The organism is Streptomyces sp. KM273126 (assembly GCF_004337435.2).
In the GTDB taxonomy this organism is placed as follows: domain Bacteria; phylum Actinomycetota; class Actinomycetes; order Streptomycetales; family Streptomycetaceae; genus Streptomyces; species Streptomyces acidicola.
Genome location: NZ_SJXB02000001.1, coordinates 4,839,440 through 4,855,682, shown reverse-complemented (window position 1 = coordinate 4,855,682; position 16,243 = coordinate 4,839,440). Strand labels below are relative to the sequence as shown.

General features: G+C 72.3%; 15 protein-coding genes and 1 pseudogene. 5 read left to right on the top strand and 11 right to left on the bottom strand.

Annotated features, from left to right (window positions below; translation table 11 throughout):
• Positions 1-14: 14 nt before the first annotated feature.
• Both E0500_RS20745 and lxmK read right to left on the bottom strand, forming a co-directional pair.
• Positions 15-1,004, bottom strand: coding sequence for a T3SS effector HopA1 family protein (locus E0500_RS20745; protein ID WP_131561560.1), 990 nt, complete (start codon positions 1,002-1,004; stop codon positions 15-17).
• 5 nt (positions 1,005-1,009) lie between these two features.
• Positions 1,010-2,098, bottom strand: coding sequence for a class V lanthionine synthetase subunit LxmK (lxmK, locus tag E0500_RS20740; RefSeq protein ID WP_165934923.1), 1,089 nt, complete (start codon positions 2,096-2,098; stop codon positions 1,010-1,012).
• A gap of 250 nt (positions 2,099-2,348) precedes the next feature.
• Between lxmK and E0500_RS20735 the strand changes: the two genes are divergently transcribed.
• On the top strand, positions 2,349-3,041 hold the full coding sequence (locus E0500_RS20735; protein WP_131561556.1) for a 2OG-Fe(II) oxygenase: 693 nt from the start codon (positions 2,349-2,351) through the stop codon (positions 3,039-3,041).
• 66 nt (positions 3,042-3,107) lie between these two features.
• A complete protein-coding gene (locus E0500_RS20730; protein ID WP_131561554.1) occupies positions 3,108-3,986 on the top strand; it encodes a TauD/TfdA family dioxygenase in 879 nt (292 codons plus the stop codon).
• Positions 3,987-4,207: 221 nt separating this feature from the next.
• Here the strand turns inward: E0500_RS20730 and E0500_RS20725 are convergent, their stop codons facing one another.
• The 3 genes and pseudogenes from E0500_RS20725 to E0500_RS20720 all read right to left on the bottom strand — a co-directional run bounded on the left by E0500_RS20725 (position 4,208) and on the right by E0500_RS20720 (position 6,214).
• Positions 4,208-4,999, bottom strand: a complete 792-nt coding sequence (locus tag E0500_RS20725) for a bifunctional 2-polyprenyl-6-hydroxyphenol methylase/3-demethylubiquinol 3-O-methyltransferase UbiG (RefSeq protein WP_165934922.1) — start codon at positions 4,997-4,999, stop codon at positions 4,208-4,210.
• Between the two features lie 156 nt (positions 5,000-5,155).
• Positions 5,156-5,305, bottom strand: a pseudogene (locus tag E0500_RS43955) (sulfite exporter TauE/SafE family protein); the annotation flags it as partial.
• 126 nt (positions 5,306-5,431) lie between these two features.
• Positions 5,432-6,214, bottom strand: coding sequence for an IclR family transcriptional regulator (locus E0500_RS20720; RefSeq protein ID WP_220140559.1), 783 nt, complete (start codon positions 6,212-6,214; stop codon positions 5,432-5,434).
• A gap of 76 nt (positions 6,215-6,290) precedes the next feature.
• Between E0500_RS20720 and E0500_RS20715 the strand changes: the two genes are divergently transcribed.
• The 3 genes from E0500_RS20715 to E0500_RS20705 are packed head-to-tail and all read left to right on the top strand — an operon-like array spanning position 6,291 to position 8,940.
• On the top strand, positions 6,291-7,466 hold the full coding sequence (locus tag E0500_RS20715) for a cupin domain-containing protein (RefSeq protein ID WP_131561544.1): 1,176 nt from the start codon (positions 6,291-6,293) through the stop codon (positions 7,464-7,466).
• The gene (locus tag E0500_RS20710; RefSeq protein WP_131561542.1) at positions 7,463-8,296 is read left to right on the top strand and encodes a fumarylacetoacetate hydrolase family protein; all 834 of its coding nucleotides are present in this window, start codon (positions 7,463-7,465) and stop codon (positions 8,294-8,296) included. The genes E0500_RS20715 and E0500_RS20710 overlap by 4 nt, the downstream gene beginning before the upstream one ends.
• Entirely contained in the window at positions 8,296-8,940 is a 645-nt protein-coding gene (locus E0500_RS20705) for a maleylpyruvate isomerase family mycothiol-dependent enzyme (RefSeq protein WP_181587076.1), read from the top strand. The genes E0500_RS20710 and E0500_RS20705 overlap by 1 nt, the downstream gene beginning before the upstream one ends.
• A 9-nt stretch (positions 8,941-8,949) precedes the next feature.
• Here the strand turns inward: E0500_RS20705 and E0500_RS20700 are convergent, their stop codons facing one another.
• Genes E0500_RS20700 through E0500_RS20675 form a run of 6 tightly spaced genes read right to left on the bottom strand, consistent with a single transcriptional unit; the run spans position 8,950 to position 16,194 of the window.
• Positions 8,950-9,924, bottom strand: a complete 975-nt coding sequence (locus tag E0500_RS20700; protein WP_181587075.1) for a formylglycine-generating enzyme family protein — start codon at positions 9,922-9,924, stop codon at positions 8,950-8,952.
• Positions 9,925-9,936: 12 nt separating this feature from the next.
• Positions 9,937-11,466, bottom strand: coding sequence for a sulfatase (locus E0500_RS20695; protein ID WP_131572295.1), 1,530 nt, complete (start codon positions 11,464-11,466; stop codon positions 9,937-9,939).
• Positions 11,467-11,496: 30 nt separating this feature from the next.
• Positions 11,497-11,787: a DUF202 domain-containing protein gene (locus tag E0500_RS20690; protein ID WP_131572294.1), complete on the bottom strand. Its 291-nt coding sequence runs from the start codon at positions 11,785-11,787 to the stop codon at positions 11,497-11,499.
• Complete coding sequence (locus E0500_RS20685) at positions 11,784-12,155, bottom strand: YidH family protein (protein WP_181587074.1); 372 nt, start codon at positions 12,153-12,155, stop codon at positions 11,784-11,786. The genes E0500_RS20690 and E0500_RS20685 overlap by 4 nt, the downstream gene beginning before the upstream one ends.
• On the bottom strand, positions 12,152-13,669 hold the full coding sequence (locus E0500_RS20680; RefSeq protein ID WP_181587073.1) for a sulfatase-like hydrolase/transferase: 1,518 nt from the start codon (positions 13,667-13,669) through the stop codon (positions 12,152-12,154). Before E0500_RS20680 ends, E0500_RS20685 begins: the two co-directional genes overlap by 4 nt.
• On the bottom strand, positions 13,666-16,194 hold the full coding sequence (locus tag E0500_RS20675) for a glycoside hydrolase family 3 protein (RefSeq protein WP_131565535.1): 2,529 nt from the start codon (positions 16,192-16,194) through the stop codon (positions 13,666-13,668). The genes E0500_RS20680 and E0500_RS20675 overlap by 4 nt, the downstream gene beginning before the upstream one ends.
• Positions 16,195-16,243: the final 49 nt, after the last annotated feature.

The following is a 16,243-nucleotide window of genomic DNA, read 5'->3' as shown; positions in this document are numbered from 1 at the left end:
GTCCGGTCCGTCCGTCAGCTCCGCGCGGGCCGGGGGTCCGTACGGGCGAAGTCCAGTTCCGGTGAGTCCTCGTGGCGGAACGGGGCGGCAGGGTCGATCCCCGCCTCCCGCAACGCGTCCGCGACGGCCTCGCTGCGAGAGCCCCGGTGGGTCCCGGTGGCGTGGTCGACGAGCCCCTGAGCCACGGCCGTTGCCCGGTGCTGGCCGAAGCTGAGTCCGGACGGGCCACGCGACCGCCGGGCGAAGGGATGCCACGCCATCGACACTCCCGGCGCGAGCCGCCGCGCGAACACGGAAGCCTCGTCCCCCAGACCCGGCAGCCCGTCGAGTGCGTCGACGATGTCCAGGGCGGCGTCCCAGCCGTCCGGGCCCAGGAAGAGCACCAACGCGTCACGACGCGGCAGCAGGAGCGGGGAGGAGGCCACCTTGGCGCGGTAGGTGACGCCCTTGTCCTCCAGGCAGCGCAAGGCCGCAGCCCAGACACCCGGCACCGCCTCGATGCTCCGCACATGCACGTACACGCGAAGGATCGGCTTGCGCACGGAGCGCCCACGGCTGCCGTCGGCGAGGAAGAAGCCGGGTGAGAGAGCGGGACGCGCGGCCGGCATCGACAGGTAGACCACCTCGCCGTCCCCCGGGGCGTCGGCGATCCTGCGGTCCTCAGAAACCCATACCCGCGTGCCGTCGACGGAGGCCAGCAGCTCACCGCCCCTGCGTCCGTCCACCCGAGCGCTGGTGACCGTGTGCTGGTGTGGCATGACCCGGGTGAGTTCGGCTTCCAGGCCGGCGTCCCGGACGACGTCCTTGGACTTGTAGGTGTCCGGCCTGCGCCCGGAATGCAGGAAATCGTAAAGACTCCATCGGAGCAGGACCGAAAGATGTCGCGGGCTGTTTGCCTCCAGTTTGTGGTTGTCAACTTGGGCGGACATTCCGTCGGACCGCAACTCGACCTTTTCCAAGGCGCTCTCGAGTTCCGGCAGCAGCAGGTCACCTGTTTGCGACATCGACCTCACCCAATCTCCAGAAGCCTGGCGATCTCACCGGGCTTGAGCAGCGCTCTGCGCCCGATGCCATTGGCCACGTACTGGGTCATGCTGAGCACCATCATCTTGGCCACGACACTGAACATCCGGTCGTAGAGGTGCCATCCGGCGAATGCGGCGGCCCGGCGCGGCACATCGGGATCGACCGCCGGGCGCACCGACCGATAGCCGGACCAGAACTCCCCCACCATGGGCTGTATCGCCCGCAACTCGACCGTGGTCCGGTCGATGACCTCCTCACGGCTTACACCGAGCACGGTCCCGGAATCGCCCACGGGCCCCGTGTGCAGTCCGCGGGCCGCCCGGTCGGCCGCCAGGTAGAGCCACTCCCCGACGAACATGCCCACGTCGTGGGCCGGGTCACCGAGGCGGAACTCCTCCCAGTCGATGATGTGTGTCCGTCCGTCGGCGACGAGGACCTGGTCGAGCCGGAAGTCGCCGTGCGTGGGCACCTTCGGGGACGTGTCCTCGTCGCGGCGCATCGCGCGCAGCGCCTCCTTGACCTCCTCGTCCTGCTGCACCAGGCGCCATCCCTGGAGCACGGCCGAACTGGCGGCCTGGTACTGCGTGAGCGTCAGCCCTTCCAGGGACTCCAGGGGCGGGTACCGCGAGGGGGAGGTGTCGATGGAGGCGTTCTCCGGGCGGGCCGGCAGTTCGTGCAGGGCGCCCGTCATCTCGCCCAGGCGACGGGCCAGTTGGGAATCGAACCGGCCCTCACGAGCCAGCAGGTCCGCCGGCTCGGCATCCTCGATGAGCTCGAAGACGAGCAGGTTGCGGTCGTCGTCAGCGCCCAGCAGGGCGGCCCCGGACAACCCGGGCGTCCGCAGTGCCTCGAACGATCTGGCCCTCCCGACGCCCGGAGCCGGGCAGCCGAGGGACTCGTTCAGCTGCTTGACGAACACTCCACGCCCGCTGGTGGTGAAGCCCGAGCACTTCCGGTGCCGTCCCGGATGCGTGACCACCCGGTCCGGCGACAGCTTGCCCAGGCCCAACCGTTCGAGGAATGGGTTGACTATGGCGAGATCTGGAATTCTCGCACCGTTCGGCGGAGGCATGTGTCGAGTCTTGCCGCCGCCTGTACGAAACACATACGCGCCCCGCACGTACATTCCGCGTCAGCGACGGATACGAACGGCATACGCGCCCTGCACGTCATGAGCGAAAGCAATTGACGCATCATCCATAACCTCACTAAATTCGCCATTCATCGACTGTGTTCTGTACGGACGCGTTCTGTACGGACGGCCGGTTCAACAAATACGGAAATACGGACCGGCTGAATGCGAAGAGGTGCGGAGGAATGCGATGACCGAGGCGGTCGACACCACGGCGGCGTTGGAAGCGCCGGTGAGCCCGGATGCGATATGGCAGTCGGCGACAAAGGTCTGCCGCATCACGGACTTTCTGCCCGCCCCGACGGCCGAAGGGCTGCTGCAACGCGCCGTATCGGCCCCACGGCACGACCTGCTCCCCGCGCGCGTGCGCGGGAACCAACTGGACACGCGCACGCGGAGTTCTCTCGCTCACCGCGGCTTCTCCGCTCCGGAACTGCTGACCGCGATCGACGCCGTGGTCGGCCAGGTCGAGAAGGTCCTCGGCGTCTCCTGCGCCGGAACGCGGCCGGCCTTCACGCTGAACGTGCACAACGACGGTGACTTCTACCGCGCCCACCAGGACGTCAGCCCCCATGACGTGGCGAGCGGCCTGGCGGCCGCCAAGCGTGTGGTGACCTTCGTGTACTACCTCCACCGCAGCCCGGCCCCGTTCACCGGCGGGGCCCTGCGCATGTACGACTCCGCCCTGCCGCTGAACGTCCACCACGACGGTCTGCGCCGCAAGGACTGCACGTACCGGGACTACGCCCCGGACCACAACAGCGTCGTCTTCTTCCTCCCCTCCGCCCTGCACGAGGTCATGCCTGTCAGCTGCCCCGGCGGGGACCATGCGAACAGCCGGTTCGCCATCAACGGCTGGCTGTGCCGGACCGACGCGTCCTGACGCCGTGAACCAGGCCGTCTCGAAAGCGAGATCCCCACGGATCGCTCAACACCTGATGGAGGACCCATGGAACGGTTCGCGCTGGACGCCATCGAGCGGCTGACAACCCGGACGCACCAGGCGTACGACACGATCGCGGTCGACCCGTTGACTCCGTTGCTCGGAGCCGAGATATCAGGCCTCGACCTGTCCAAGGAACTGACGCCCGAGCAGGAGAAGGAGGTCAAGGACGCCTTCCTCACTCACCACGTGCTCGTCTTCCGCGACCAGAACCTCAACCCCGACGACCACAAGCGGTTCGCCGGAGTCTTCGGCCCCCTCCACCCCGTGGCGCTCACTGCCGAGGGCTCGGACCCGTACATCCTGGAGATCAGTTCGAGCAGGAAATCGCGTTGGGTAGCCGGAGACAGCTGGCACCACGACGGCACCGCCGACGCCGAGCCGTCCCTCGGTTCCATGCTGTACGTCACCCGTGTTCCGGACACCGGCAGCGGCGGCGACACCCTGTTCGCCAATATGCATCTCGCCTACGACTTGCTGTCGCCGTCGATGCAGACGTTCCTGGAGGAACTGACCGCCCTCCACAACGGTGCACTGCCCTGGCTGCGGAAGGGCCAGAATCCACCGCCGGGGTACGACGTTCCGCGCAACGAACATCCGATCGTGGTCCGCCACCCGGACACCGGGCGCAAGCTGCTCTTCGTCAACAACCCCTACATGTCGAAGATCACCCAGCTCTCCCAGGCCGAGAGCACGGCTGTCCTCGACATGCTGTACTCCCACGTCGCCCGGACGCCCCTGTTGCAGTGCCGGGTCCGCTGGCAGCCGAACACACTGGTGTTCTGGGACAACCGCTGCGTCCAGCACCACGCCGTCTGGGACTACTTCCCCCACGGGCGCTACGGCCAACGCGTGTCCATCACCGGCACCCGGCCCCGGGCATGACTCGTCGCCCCCCTCCCCGACGGGGGGGCCGGCCGCGGGCGCCGGGCGGAGCCGTGAGTCAGCCCGGGGCGGCGCCGATTCCAGGAGCAGGACAGATGGCGGTGGCGGTGGCGGTGGCGGCGAGACCGGATACGACCCCGGTGCCGTCGGCTACGGTCCCGGAGCCGTCGAGGTCTCCAGCAGCCCGCAGGGGCCGCACTCGCCCCCGGTACTGATCCGGTTCACCCATCCCCGTCGTGCTTGCGCAGCACCGCCATGTACGACAGCTGGGGCGCGTCGGTCGGAGCGCCCGGGTAGCGGAAGTCCTCTACATCGCACAGGTGCCAGCCTGCACCCCTCGCGATGCGCTCCAGCTCCTCCGGCCCGCAGAACAGGTAAGGGAACCAGTCAGTTGCCGTGGTGCCGTAGCGCAGGCGCATCACCAGCTCGCCCGGCAGCCTGCCACGCGCGAGGTTGCGCTCGGCATAGGCGCGATTCTCCGCGGTGCCGGCCACCGGACGCCTGCCCTCCGCGATGATCAGTGCGTCGGCGGAGGTGACCGCGTGCACCTGCCGGAGAATGTCCGCGCCGCGCGAGACGGAACCGAGCAGTCCGACGTTGTTGCCCAGAAACAGCACGGTCCGGAACGGCTCCTTCCCCCGCACCTGGTGCTCCAGCTCCGTCACGTCGCCGCAGACGGTCTCCTGCACTCCGGCGTCCCGGCAGATGTCCAGCGCCAGCGCCGACGTGTCCAGTGCCGTCACATGCATCGACCTGCGGGCCAGACAGGCGCCGTGCCTGCCGCTGCCGGCGCCGACGTCGAGCACGGGCCCCCGGGCCCTCGCCAACGCGTCCCGAACTGCCGACGGCCACTCCTGTTCTCCGTTGAGCCACTGGGCCGAGCCGGACGGCACGATCAGTCCGTCCGAACGCTCGACGAACGCGGTGACGGGCCGCTGCAAACGCACCGCGTCCGAGAGTTGCCGTCCGAACGCGTCACCGATCCGCGGCCCCGGAGAACCATTCGCCTCCACGAACTCTCCTCTGCAAAGGCACACCCCAACCGATCAATGTGCGCCAATATCGCAGGGCTCGGATACGGGCCTCATACGCGTCGCGCACGGGGGTGCGACGCCGGGCCCGCGGAAGGACCCACACCCAGGCACTTCTCCGCCTGGCCCGCCAACGGATCAACGTGGTGTTCGCCCGGCGACCTTCGCCGCCATGCGCTTGCCGTCCCAGGCGCCCAGGACCTCGGTTCCGATGAACCGACCGATCACCGCCCAGTCGAGCGAGGCGGCGGCGCCGGAGCGAGTGGCCGACTCCGCGCCGGATCCTGCCCGGCCGGGTATCCGACGCCTCCCAGACTCGCGAAAAAGAACACGTGGTGTCCACGGCGGTATCACCCTGTTTCGGTGCGCCGACGACACCGTCGCCACCCGGGCAGTCAGGGTTTCAAGAACATCTCATTGCCCCTTTGACCCGGCTTCGAGGGCGGCGGAGATGGCCGTGGACGCGGTGGTCAGTGCCGCGACGACCTCCTTCAGCCGACGCGGGGAGTGGCGCACGCTCGGCATGGAGACCGCCACCGCGGCGACGGTGTCACCGCCGGGGCCTCTCACGCCACGCCCGACAGCGACGACACCGCGCTCGGAGCGCTCCAGGTTGAGCGCCACGCCGCTCCGTCTGACCGCGCGCAACTCGGCCCGCAGCTTCGCCGGATCGGGGCGCTCCTCGGCCCCGCCGTGGGGGGCGGGCGCGTAGAGCGCGGCCAGTTCGTCGTCGCCGAGGGCCGCGAGCATGACCAGGCCACCGGTCACCTGGTGCGCGGGGAAGACCATGCCCTCCCGCTTGCCGACCCGGAGCGCCTGGGAGCACTCGACGGAGGCGATGAACCGCACGGTCCGGCCGGTGCGGACGCTGAGGTTCGCCGTCTCGTCGAGCACGTCGACAAGCGCCCGCATCGGGCCGAGGGCGGCGGCCCGGAGTTCCGCGACGTCCGACCGTGTCTGGGCGGCGAGTTCCAGCACGGGGCCGACGCGGTAGCTGCGGTCCGCGTTCTGCACCGCGAAGTCCCGGTACACGAGCGTGGAGAGCAGACGGTGGGCGGTGGAGCGGGCCACTCCGAGCCGCTCGGCGGCCTCCGAGACCGTGAGGGGGCCCTCGACCTGGAGGATCACCGCCAGCCGCAGCGCGTGGTCCACGCTCGTGACGCCGTATGCCGGCGGGTTCTTCATGGGCCTGGCCAAGGCGCGGACCTCCCGGACTGTTCTGCTGAGCAGAATCTACTGTTCCCGGGCGGGCCGCGCGACGCACGGTTCCCGTATGAGCGACCAAGACCGGACCCCGGGCCGGAACGCCGTCTCCCCCGTCACGCTGACCGCCAAGGACGCACCCGGTCAGCCGCCCGTCACTCCGGGGCTGCTGGACCTCTACCGGGGCTTCGAGAAGGCCCTGCTGGTGCCGTTGTGGACCCGGATCGGTGACCTGATGCCCGAGCACCCCAGGTCGAAGGCGCAGCCGCACCGGTGGGAGTGGCGGACGCTGCTCGACCTCGCCGGCCGGTCCGGGGAGCTCGTCCCGGTCGGCCGGGGCGGCGAGCGGCGCGCGATAGCGCTGGCCAACCCGGGTCTGGGCGGCAGGCCGTACGCCACGCCGACGCTGTGGGCCGCCATCCAGTACCTGATGCCCGGGGAGGACGCGCCCGAGCACCGGCACACCCAGAACGCCTTCCGGTTCGTCGTCGAGGGGGAGGGCGTGTGGACCGTCGTGGAGCGCGATCCGGTGCCCATGCGCCGCGGTGACTTCCTGCCGCAGGCGGGCATGCACTGGCACGCGCACCACAACGCGACCGACGAGCCCATGGCCTGGATCGACGGCCTCGACATCCCCTTCCAGCACGACATCGAGGCGCAGTTCTTCGACTTCGGCCGCGACGAGCTGTCCGACGAGGAGCGCACGACACCCGAGCGCTCCCGCTCGGAGCGGCTCTGGGGGCACCCGGGTCTGGTGCCGGTCTCGCACGTCGAGCGCGCCCGGCCCGGCCGGGGCACCCCGCTGCTGCGCTACCGCTGGGAGGACACCGACGCCGCCCTGACCGACCAGCTGGAGCTGGAGCGCGAGGGGCACCCCGGCACCGTCGAGCCCGGGCACGCGCTGGTGCGCTACGCCGACCCCGCCACCGCCGAGGACGTCCTGCCGACCATCCGCGCGCAGTTCCACCGCGTCCGCGGCGGCGCCGAGACCGCTCCCCGCCGCGAGACCGGGTCGTCGGTCTACCAGGTGTTCGACGGGAGCGGCCGGGTGACCGTGGGCGACGTCTCCTGGTCGGTCCAGCGCGGCGATCTCTTCGTGGTCCCGTCCTGGGCGCCGCTGTCGATGCGGTCCGAGGCGTCCCCGTCCGACTCCGACTCCGGCGCGCTCGACCTGTTCCAGTTCAGCGACGCGCCCGTGCTCACCAAGCTCAACCTGTTCCGTACCCATGTCGAGGAGAACGCGTGAAGCTCGCAACCATCCGTCTCGGTGACCGTACCGCCGCGGTCCGCGTCGAGGAGGAGCACCTGGTCGACCTCGGCCTGCCCGACGTGGGCGCCGTTCTCGCCTCACCCGGCGGGCTCGCGGACGCGGCGAGCGCCGACGGGCCGCGGCACTCCGCCGCCGACGCGGTGTTCGCCACGCTCGTCCCCCACCCGAGCAAGGTGGTCTGCGTCGGTCTGAACTACCAGAAGCACATCAAGGAGATGGGCCGCGACCTGCCCCAGTACCCCACCCTCTTCTGCAAGTTCGCCGACACCCTCATCGGTGCCCGCGACGCCATCCGGCGCCCGGCCGAGACCGAGGCGTTCGACTGGGAGGCCGAACTGGCGGTCGTCATCGGCCGCCAGGTCCGGCGCGCCGACGAGGCGACGGCCGAGGCGGCCATCGCGGGCTTCACCGTGCTCAACGACATCACCTGCCGCGACTGGCAGTTCCGCACCCGCGAGTGGCTGCAGGGCAAGAACTGGGACTCCACCACGCCGGTGGGCCCCTGGCTCGTCACGGCCGACGAGGCGGGCGGCCCGCGGCCCGCGCTCGACATCCGCTGCACGGTGAACGGCCGGGTGATGCAGCAGGACAACACCGGTGACCTGCTGTTCGATCCGGTCGACCTGGTCCGCTACGTCTCGACGATGGTGCGCCTGAACCCCGGCGACATCATCGCCACCGGCACCCCCGGCGGTGTCGGCCACGCCCGCAAGCCGCCCGTCTTCCTCCGGGACGGCGACGTCGTGGTCACCGAGATCGCGGGCCTGGGCCGGCTGGAGAACCGCGTCCTCGCCGAGGAGGCCTGATGCGCACGCTGAACACGACGCTCGCCTGGCTCGCCGAGGGAACCGCGCTGTGCCGTGCGGCCATCGAGGGCCTCGACGAGACCTCGCTCGGTGCGCCCTCGCTGCTGCCCGGCTGGACGCGCGGGCACGTCGTCGCCCACCTGGCCGGCAACGCCGAGGCCATCGGGAACCTCGTGCACTGGGCGCGTACCGGCGAGCCCACCCCGATGTACGGCTCGCCGCGGGAGCGCGACGCGGCCATCGAGGCGGGCGCCCGGCTGCCCGCCGACCGGCTCGCCGCGTGGTTCGACGAGTCCGCGCGGGCCCTGGCCGACGCGATGGCCCAACTGACCGGGGAACAGTGGCAGGCGGAGGTGACCACCGCCCAGGGGCGGACCGTGCCGGCCGGCGAGACCCCCTGGATGCGCGGCCGGGAGGTGCTGGTGCACGCCGTCGACCTGGGCACCGGCGTGGGCTTCGCCGACCTGCCCGAGGCGTTCCTCGCCGAACTCCGCGACGACGTCCTCGCCCGGCGCGGCCGGGCGAACGTGCCCGTCGTGCACGGCGACCCGGCGGAGGTCACGGCGTATCTCGCCGGCCGCCCCCACGCGGGCGTGACGACCGCCGACGGCTCCCCCGCCGGGCCCCTGCCACCGTGGCTATGACCTCGGCCGCTACGACCCCGTGATGTCGCGGGCGCAGCGGAAGCCGGTGTTGCCGCCCGAGCTGTCGGGGCTGTTGCTCGTGCGGGCGGCCACCCGGTAGCGGTTGCAGTAGGAGTCGTGGCACAGGTAGGAGCCGCCACGCATCACCCGGCCCGGGCCGTCCGGCGGTCCGGTCGGGTTGTCGCGCGGTCCCGTGCGGTGGAACTCGGCGCTCCAGCGGTCGGCAACCCACTCCCAGACGTTGCCCGACACGTTGTGCAGGCCGAAGCCGTTGGGCGGGAAGGCGTCCACCGGGGCGGTGCCCGCGTAGCCGTCCTCCGCGGTGTTCCGGGTCGGGAAGCGGCCCTGCCAGATGTTGCAGCGGTGCTCGCCGCCCGGGGTGAGCTCGTCGCCCCAGGGGTAGCGCTTCCGCTCCAGGCCGCCGCGGGCCGCGTACTCCCACTCCGCCTCGGTGGGGAGCCTCGACCCGTCCCAGCGGCAGAACTCCTGGGCGTCATGCCAGGTGACGTGGACGACGGGGTGGTCCCAGCGGTCGGCGAGCCCGCTGCCCGGCCCCTCGGGCGCGGCCCAGTAGGCGCCGCCGACCCCGCACCACCAGGGGGTGGACTCGGGGCGGGGCGAGACGCGGCGCAGTTCCCCGGGAAGGAAGCTGGCGAACACGTAGGACCAGCCGAAGCTCTCGGCCTCGGTCCGGTAGCCGGTGGCGTCGACGAAGGCGGCGAAGCGGGCGTTGGTGACGCAGTGCGCATCGATCTCGAAGGGGGCGACGGTCACCTCGCGCACCGGCCCCTCGCCGTCGCCGCGGTTGGCGTCGCGATCGTCGCCGCCCATCAGGAAGGTGCCGCCCGGCAGCCTGACCGGGCGGCCGTCCGCCGGCGCCGCCGCCCGTGCGGGGTCCACGGGCGGGCGGGCGGGGACGGCGAGCGAGAGGGGCTGGTGGCCCGGGCCTTCGGAGCGGTCGGGGCCGCAACAGGACGAGGACATGTGCTTTTTCGTCTACTTCCCGCCCGCGAGCCGGACGTCGGGGATGTGGGGCGCGTGCCAGGACACCGGGGTGGCCCCGCCCAGCGGCGTCAACCGCTGCTCCAGGTCGCCGGCCAGGTGGGCGCGGCCGGTGTCCCGCAGGTGTTGAGCGTACTGCCCCGGGTCGTTGTAGTAGGTGGGGCCGGTCTGCAGCGTGGTGTGCATGGGGTCGGGCAGCGCGCCGGGCCCGCCGGCGTAGTGGTTCCACCACTCGGCGAGGTGGCCGCGCATCCGGTCGGCGAGCTCCGGCTCGTCGGCCAGCAGGTCGCGGGTGAGGTGCGGGTCGTTCGTGACGTCGAAGAGGGACTCCCACTCGGCGCGGAAGGAGCCCGGGTGGTAGGTGCGGATGTAGAGGTGGTCCCGGGTGCGGACGGCCCGCTGGTAGGTGTGGGCTCCGTGACCGAGCACCAGGTAGGGGCGGGAGACGATGGCCTCGCCGCGGAGCGCGGGCGCGAAGGACTCGCCCTGCCAGCCGCCGGGGGCCGGGATGTCGAGCAGTTCGCAGAGGGTGGGCGCGAAGTCGATGTTGTAGAGCAGGGCGTCGCAGTGCCGCGCGGAGTCGGGCAGGTCGTCGGTCACGCCGGGCCAGTAGACGACGAGCGGCACCCGGTGGGTCGGCTCGTTGGCCAGGCCGTGCTCGGCGTAGGAGCCCTGCTCGCCGAGGGACTCGCCGTGGTCGGCGCTGACGACGATGGCGGTGTCGTCGGCGATGCCGAGCTCCTCCAGGGTGGCGAGGAGCTGCCCGAAGTGGTGGTCCCAGTACATGATGGAGCCGTCGAAGCCGTTGACGAGGTGCTCGAAATCGGCGCGGGTGCGGATCTCTTCGGGCATGGCGTGCGGTACGGGAGACGGGCGGGGGCCGCGGAAGTAGTGGAGGTCGCGGGCGGTGCGCGGGCCGTAGATCTCCGCGTGTCCGTCGATGGCCTCCTGGTCGGGCCAGGCGGGGGCGGGGCCCGACTCGGCGGCGCGGCGCACCCACTCGGGGCCTATCTGGTAGTCGGTGTGCGGCTCCCAGTAGGTGAGGTGCAGGTACCAGTCGTCCTCGTCGGCGTGGCGGCGGATCCAGTCGAGGGCCACGGCGTTGATCTCGTGGGCCTCCTCGTCGTTGATCTTGTCGGTGGCGCGGATGGATTCGCGGAAGTTGCCGTGGAAGAAGTAGGCGCGGTGCCGTTCGGCGAACATCGACACGACGGCGGTGTACCAGCCGTGGTCCTGGAGGCGCTGGCCGAGCAGCGGGCGGTAGGGGTCGGGCCGGTGTCCGGAGTCGAGACGGAAGCGGGCCGCCTCGCCGAAGTGGCCGACGACACCGTTGGTGATGCCGAACTGACCGCTGGTGAGGGCGGTCCTGGAGGGCAGGCAGGGCGAGTCGGAACAGTAGTAGCGGTCGAAGGTGACGCCCCGGTCCGCGAGGCGCTGGAGGTTGGGCGTCGTGGGCCGCTGGTAGCCGTAGGGCTGGGTGTGGTCGGCGCGGAGGGTGTCCACGTCGACGTAGATGACGCGCAAGGGAGTCTCCCGGGTGGGTGTGGGGGCTGGTCAGGTGGTCAGGAGGTGCAGGGTCGCCAGTGAGCCGCCGAGGCCAGTGACCCAGGCGGCGGCGAGCAGCCTGCGGCGGGTGGCGCGGGTGCCGGGGCGTGGCGTCCCGACGGCGGCGACCAGGGCGGCGGCCACGGCCAGGCACACGGCGGCGGCGAGTTGGAGCGGGGCGCCGGCGGTGAGGCCGCCGCGCAGCAGCAGCGCGGCGGCGACGAGCGCGGACAGGGCCGTGCGCTGCCGGGCGAGCGCGGTGCGCTCGGGCTGCAGCCCCGGGTCGCGCGGCGGGTTCACCGGACCGCCGGCACGATCAGCAGCACGGCGAGGCCGGCCAGTGACATGCCCCAGCCCACCAGTCGCGGCAGCCGGGTCATGGGCAGCGGCCTGCTGTGCCGCATCGCGTGCTGCACCCGCTGCCACCGGCCGTAGGAGCAGGCGCACAGCACCGTGCCGGTGAGCGCGAGCACGGCGCCGAGCGCGACGCCGGTCACCCGGTTCGGATACGGCTGCACGAACTGGGCGACGGCGACGGCGCCCGCGAGCAGCGCGAGGCCGGTCCTGATCCAGGCGAGGAAGGTGCGCTCGTTGGCGAGCGAGAACCGGTAGTCGGGCTCCTCGCCCTCCTCGTACCAGGGGGTGGGGCGGGTTCGGTCGCCGGTCATGCGGGGGCGGTGTCGGGGGCGGCGGGCGCGGGCAGTTCGACCGGCGGGAAGCGCGGGTCGTGGGTGGCCGGGATGACGTCGGCCGTCTCGACCTGCCAGCGCAGCAGGGCGTCCGTCATCCGGCGTTCGACATCGGCGTGCTCCGCCCGACCTGCCAGGTTGACGGACTCGCCCGGGTCCGTGGCGCGGTGGTACAGCTCCGGCGGCTCGTACAGACGCCAGACGTAGGTCCACTCCCGGTCGCGCACGGCGACGGCCTTGCCGACGAGTTCGGGGCGGTCGTGCTGGATGTCGCCCTTGAGGTCGTAGGGGTAGGCCGGCCGTTCCATCTGGGGCTCCTCCTCGACGGCGAAGCCTCCCTCGGTGAACGCGTACTGCCGGTGTTCGCGCTCGGGGTCGCGCAGCACGGGCAGCAGGCTGCGGCCGTAGTGCCGGTGCGGTGCCTCGACGCCGGCGAGTTCCAGCACGGTGGGCAGTACGTCGATCAGCTCGACCATGCCCTCGTACCGCTGCCCGGCCGGCAGACCGCCACCGCTGATGACGAGCGGATCGCGCGTGATGCAGGCGTCCATGGCCGAGGGCCACTTCTCGATCAGCCCGAAGTCACCGAGGTACTCACCGTGGTCGGCGAAGAAGAGGGTGACGGTGCGGTCGGCCTGGCCGGATGCGGCGACGGCGTCCTGGACGCGGCCGACGTGGTGGTCGAGGCGGGAGACCATGCCGTGGTAGACGGCGGCGACCTCGCGCCACATCTCGGGGGTGAGGCGGTCGAGCCCGTAGGTGCGACGGATCGCCTCCTTGAAGCCGGGCTCGTGGCCCGCGTCGGGCCCGCTGGGCACGGGCAGCGGCTCCGGCACACGGTCGCGGTCGTGCATCGAGTACCAGGGTTCCTCGGCCTGGAAGGGGCAGTGCGGGGCGAACAGCGGGACGAACAGCACCCAGGGGCGGTCGGGCGGCTCGGCCAGGCGGCGTTCGGCGGTCCGTACGGCGGCCTCGTCGTGGTCGGTGAGCCCGTCGGGCTCCAGCCGCCCCCGGTAGAAGGCGCGGGCCCAGGTGTCGGAGGGGTAGTCCTTGACGAACTGCCGGCGGGTGGGCGGCTCGGCGTGCCCGTACTCGTGGGCGCTGAGTTCGGTGACGCCCGGGGCGAAGGTGTCGCCGCGGGTGCCGGCCCAGGTGACGTGGTAGCCGGCGTCCTTGAGGATCCGCAGCAGGTTGGGTTCCTCGGCCTGGAGGAGGTGGGTGAGCGTGCGGTGGCCTCGGACGTGCGGATACCAGCCGGTGAGGAACGAGGCGCGGCTGGGCGAGCAGACCGGGTGCTGCACATAGGCCTGCTCGAAGACGGTCCCGCGGTCGGCCAGTGCGTCGAGGTGGGGGGTGCTGGCCCGGTCGTTGCCGAAGCGGCCGAGCGCGTCGGCGCGCAGCTGGTCGGGCACGATGATGACGAAGTTGGGCCGCTCGGCCCGTGGGCTCTCGGCCCGTGGGCTCTCGGCCCGGTTCGTCGGGTTGGTGGTCATGACAGGTGGACCTCCCGGGAGAGCGGCAGCGCGTCGCTCGCGGTGCCCGCGCGGGCCGTGAAGGCGCCGGGCTCGTGGGACCAGCCGGAGCCGTCCCAGTGCGCGAAGGCGCGGGCCGGGATCCGCACCGCGACCTCGGCGGTGGCACCCGGGTCGAGGTGGACGGGGACGAAGCCGGCGAGCCAGCGGGCGGGCCGGTCGAGGGCGCTGTCGGGGCGGGAGAGGTAGAGCTGGATCACCTGCTTCCCGGCGCGCGGGCCGGTGTTGGTGACCCGGACGGTGGCGGTCACGTCCTCTCCGGCGCCGATCCCGTCGGGCAGCGTCAGCTCGTCGAGGCGCCAGGTGGTGTAGCCGAGCCCGTGTCCGAAGGCGTAGGCGGGTGTGCGGCCGGCGCGGAGCCAGGCGCGGTAGCCGATGTGGAGTCCCTCGGCGTAGTCGAGCCGGCCGTCCGTCGGCCGGGTGTCGAGCACCGGGACGTCGGCCTGTTCGGCGGGCCAGGTGGTGGGCAGCCGGCCGCCCGGCTCCCGGACGCCGAGCAGCAGGTCGGCGAGCGCCCCGCCGAAGTCCTGGCCGGGGAACCAGGTGAGCAGCACGGCGGCCACGTCGTCGCGCCACGGCATCAGTACGGGGCCGCCGGCGTTGACGACCACGACGGTGCGCGGGTTGGCGGCGGCGACGGCGCGGACGAGGTCGTCCTGACGGCCCGGCAGGGCGAGGGTCTCGCGGTCCCGGCCCTCGGTCTCGGCGCGGGTGGTGGTGCCCACGACGACGACGGCGGCATCGGCGCCGCGGGCCGTCTCGGCGGCACGGGCGATGGCGGCATCGGCGTCGGCGAGTTCGGGCAGCAGCCCGAAGGCCAGCGACACCGAGCCGGTGCGGCCGGCGTCGCGGGAGGTGAGGTCGTGGACGACACGCAGCTCGACCTCGCGGCCGGCCTCCAGCGTGGTCTCGCCGGACGCGGTGGGCGGCACGAAGAGACCGGCGCCCAGCTCCGACCCGCCGAGGCCGAAGCAGGCCTCCACGACGGGCTCGCCGTCGACGTACAGGGTGGTGCGGCCGACGCTCGCGATCGCGAGCCGGGTGGGGCCGCCGTGTTCGGGCCGGTAGCGGGTGGTGAGCTCCAGCGTGTGGGCACTGGCCGGGCGGCTGGTGCCGAACCAGACGAGGTCGGTGGCCAGCCGGTCCTCGGCGAAGACCTCGCGTCCTTCCGCGTCGAGGAACCGGGTGCGCACTCCGGGACCGCCCGTGACGGGGTTGGTGAGGGTGTGCGACGGCAGCGGGACGGGGGCGTCACTGATGACGGTGCCCATGTCGTGGACGACGCGGGCGTCGGGCAGCGCGGCCCTCAGCCCGTCGAGCGGGGTGACGACGGCAGGGGGCACCACGGTGGCGCTGCCGCCGCCCTGGGTGCGGGGAGTGACGGCGGCCTGGCCGCTGACCGCCAGCGAGCCGATGTCCCGCGTGTTCCACGGCAGTTCGTTGCCGTGGTTGCGCAGCAGGACGGCTCCCGCGGCGGCGGCCTCTCGGGCGAAGTCGGCGGGCGGCGGGGGCGGTACGAGGGCCCGTTCGGCGCCGGTTACGGCGCCGGTTCCGGTGTCGCCGTGGGCCATTTCGGTGTCGCCGTCGGCCAGGGCGCCGACCCGGGCGGCGAGCCGCAGCAGGCGGGCCACCTTGGCGTCGATCGCGGCTTCGGGAACGCGGCCGTCCCGTACGGCTGCGACCAGTTTCCCGCCCCAGGGGCCGTGGGGTCCCGGCATGGCCAGGTCCTGCCGGCCGCGGGCGCTGGCCTCGGTGCTCTGCACGGCGGTCCAGTCGGAGACGATGACGCCGTCGAAGCCCCACTCGTCGTCCAGCGGGCTGCGCAGGAGGTCGTTCTCGGTCATGGTGGCGCCGTTGACGCCGTTGTAGGCGGACATCACGCCCCAGGCCCCGCCCTCGGTGACGGCGGCCTCGAAGGGGGCGAGGTAGAGCTCGCGCAGGGTGCGCTCGTCGACGCGGACGTCGACGGTGTAGCGGTCGGTCTCGGCGTCGTTGGCGACGTAGTGCTTGGGCACGGCGGCGATCCCGTGCCGTTGTACGGCGCGTACGAAGCCGACGGCCAGGGCACCGGAGAGCGCCGGGTCCTCCGAGAAGCACTCGAAGTGACGGCCGCCCAGCGGGCTCCGGTGCAGGTTGATGGTGGGCCCGAGGAGCAGGTGCACGCCCCTGGTCCTGGCCTCGTGGGCCAGGACCACGCCGTACCGGTCGGCGAACCCGGGGTCCCAGGTGGCGGCGAGCGAGGTGGCGGAGGGCAGGTTGAGCGAGGGTTCACGCTCGTCCCAGAACTCGCCGCGCACCCCGGAGGGGCCGTCGGACAGCAGCATCGAGCCGAGGCCGACGGCGGGTTCCGCGGCGGTGCGCCAGAAGCTGCCGCCGGTGAGCAGCCGGACCTTCTGTTCCAGGGACAGCGCGGCGACGAGCCGTGCCTCCCGGGAGTCGTCGGGTTCGCCGGCCGGTTGCCGCACGTCAGTGCTGGACTGGGTCATCGGGTTCCTTGTCGCTTTCCGGGGGCCCGGGTGCGGGCCGAGGTGGGGG

Excerpts from the sequence above, each read along its gene's own strand:
- E0500_RS20735 (WP_131561556.1), top strand. The coding sequence starts at position 2,349 with ATGACCGAGGCGGTCGACACCACGGCGGCGTTGGAAGCGCCGGTGAGC.
- E0500_RS20730 (WP_131561554.1), top strand. The coding sequence starts at position 3,108 with ATGGAACGGTTCGCGCTGGACGCCATCGAGCGGCTGACAACCCGGACG.
- lxmK (WP_165934923.1), bottom strand. The coding sequence starts at position 2,098 with ATGCCTCCGCCGAACGGTGCGAGAATTCCAGATCTCGCCATAGTCAAC.
- E0500_RS20675 (WP_131565535.1), bottom strand. The coding sequence starts at position 16,194 with ATGACCCAGTCCAGCACTGACGTGCGGCAACCGGCCGGCGAACCCGAC.
- E0500_RS20705 (WP_181587076.1), top strand. The coding sequence starts at position 8,296 with ATGCGCACGCTGAACACGACGCTCGCCTGGCTCGCCGAGGGAACCGCG.
- E0500_RS20700 (WP_181587075.1), bottom strand. The coding sequence starts at position 9,924 with ATGTCCTCGTCCTGTTGCGGCCCCGACCGCTCCGAAGGCCCGGGCCAC.
- E0500_RS20745 (WP_131561560.1), bottom strand. The coding sequence starts at position 1,004 with ATGTCGCAAACAGGTGACCTGCTGCTGCCGGAACTCGAGAGCGCCTTG.
- E0500_RS20680 (WP_181587073.1), bottom strand. The coding sequence starts at position 13,669 with ATGACCACCAACCCGACGAACCGGGCCGAGAGCCCACGGGCCGAGAGC.
- E0500_RS20685 (WP_181587074.1), bottom strand. The coding sequence starts at position 12,155 with ATGACCGGCGACCGAACCCGCCCCACCCCCTGGTACGAGGAGGGCGAG.
- E0500_RS20715 (WP_131561544.1), top strand. The coding sequence starts at position 6,291 with ATGAGCGACCAAGACCGGACCCCGGGCCGGAACGCCGTCTCCCCCGTC.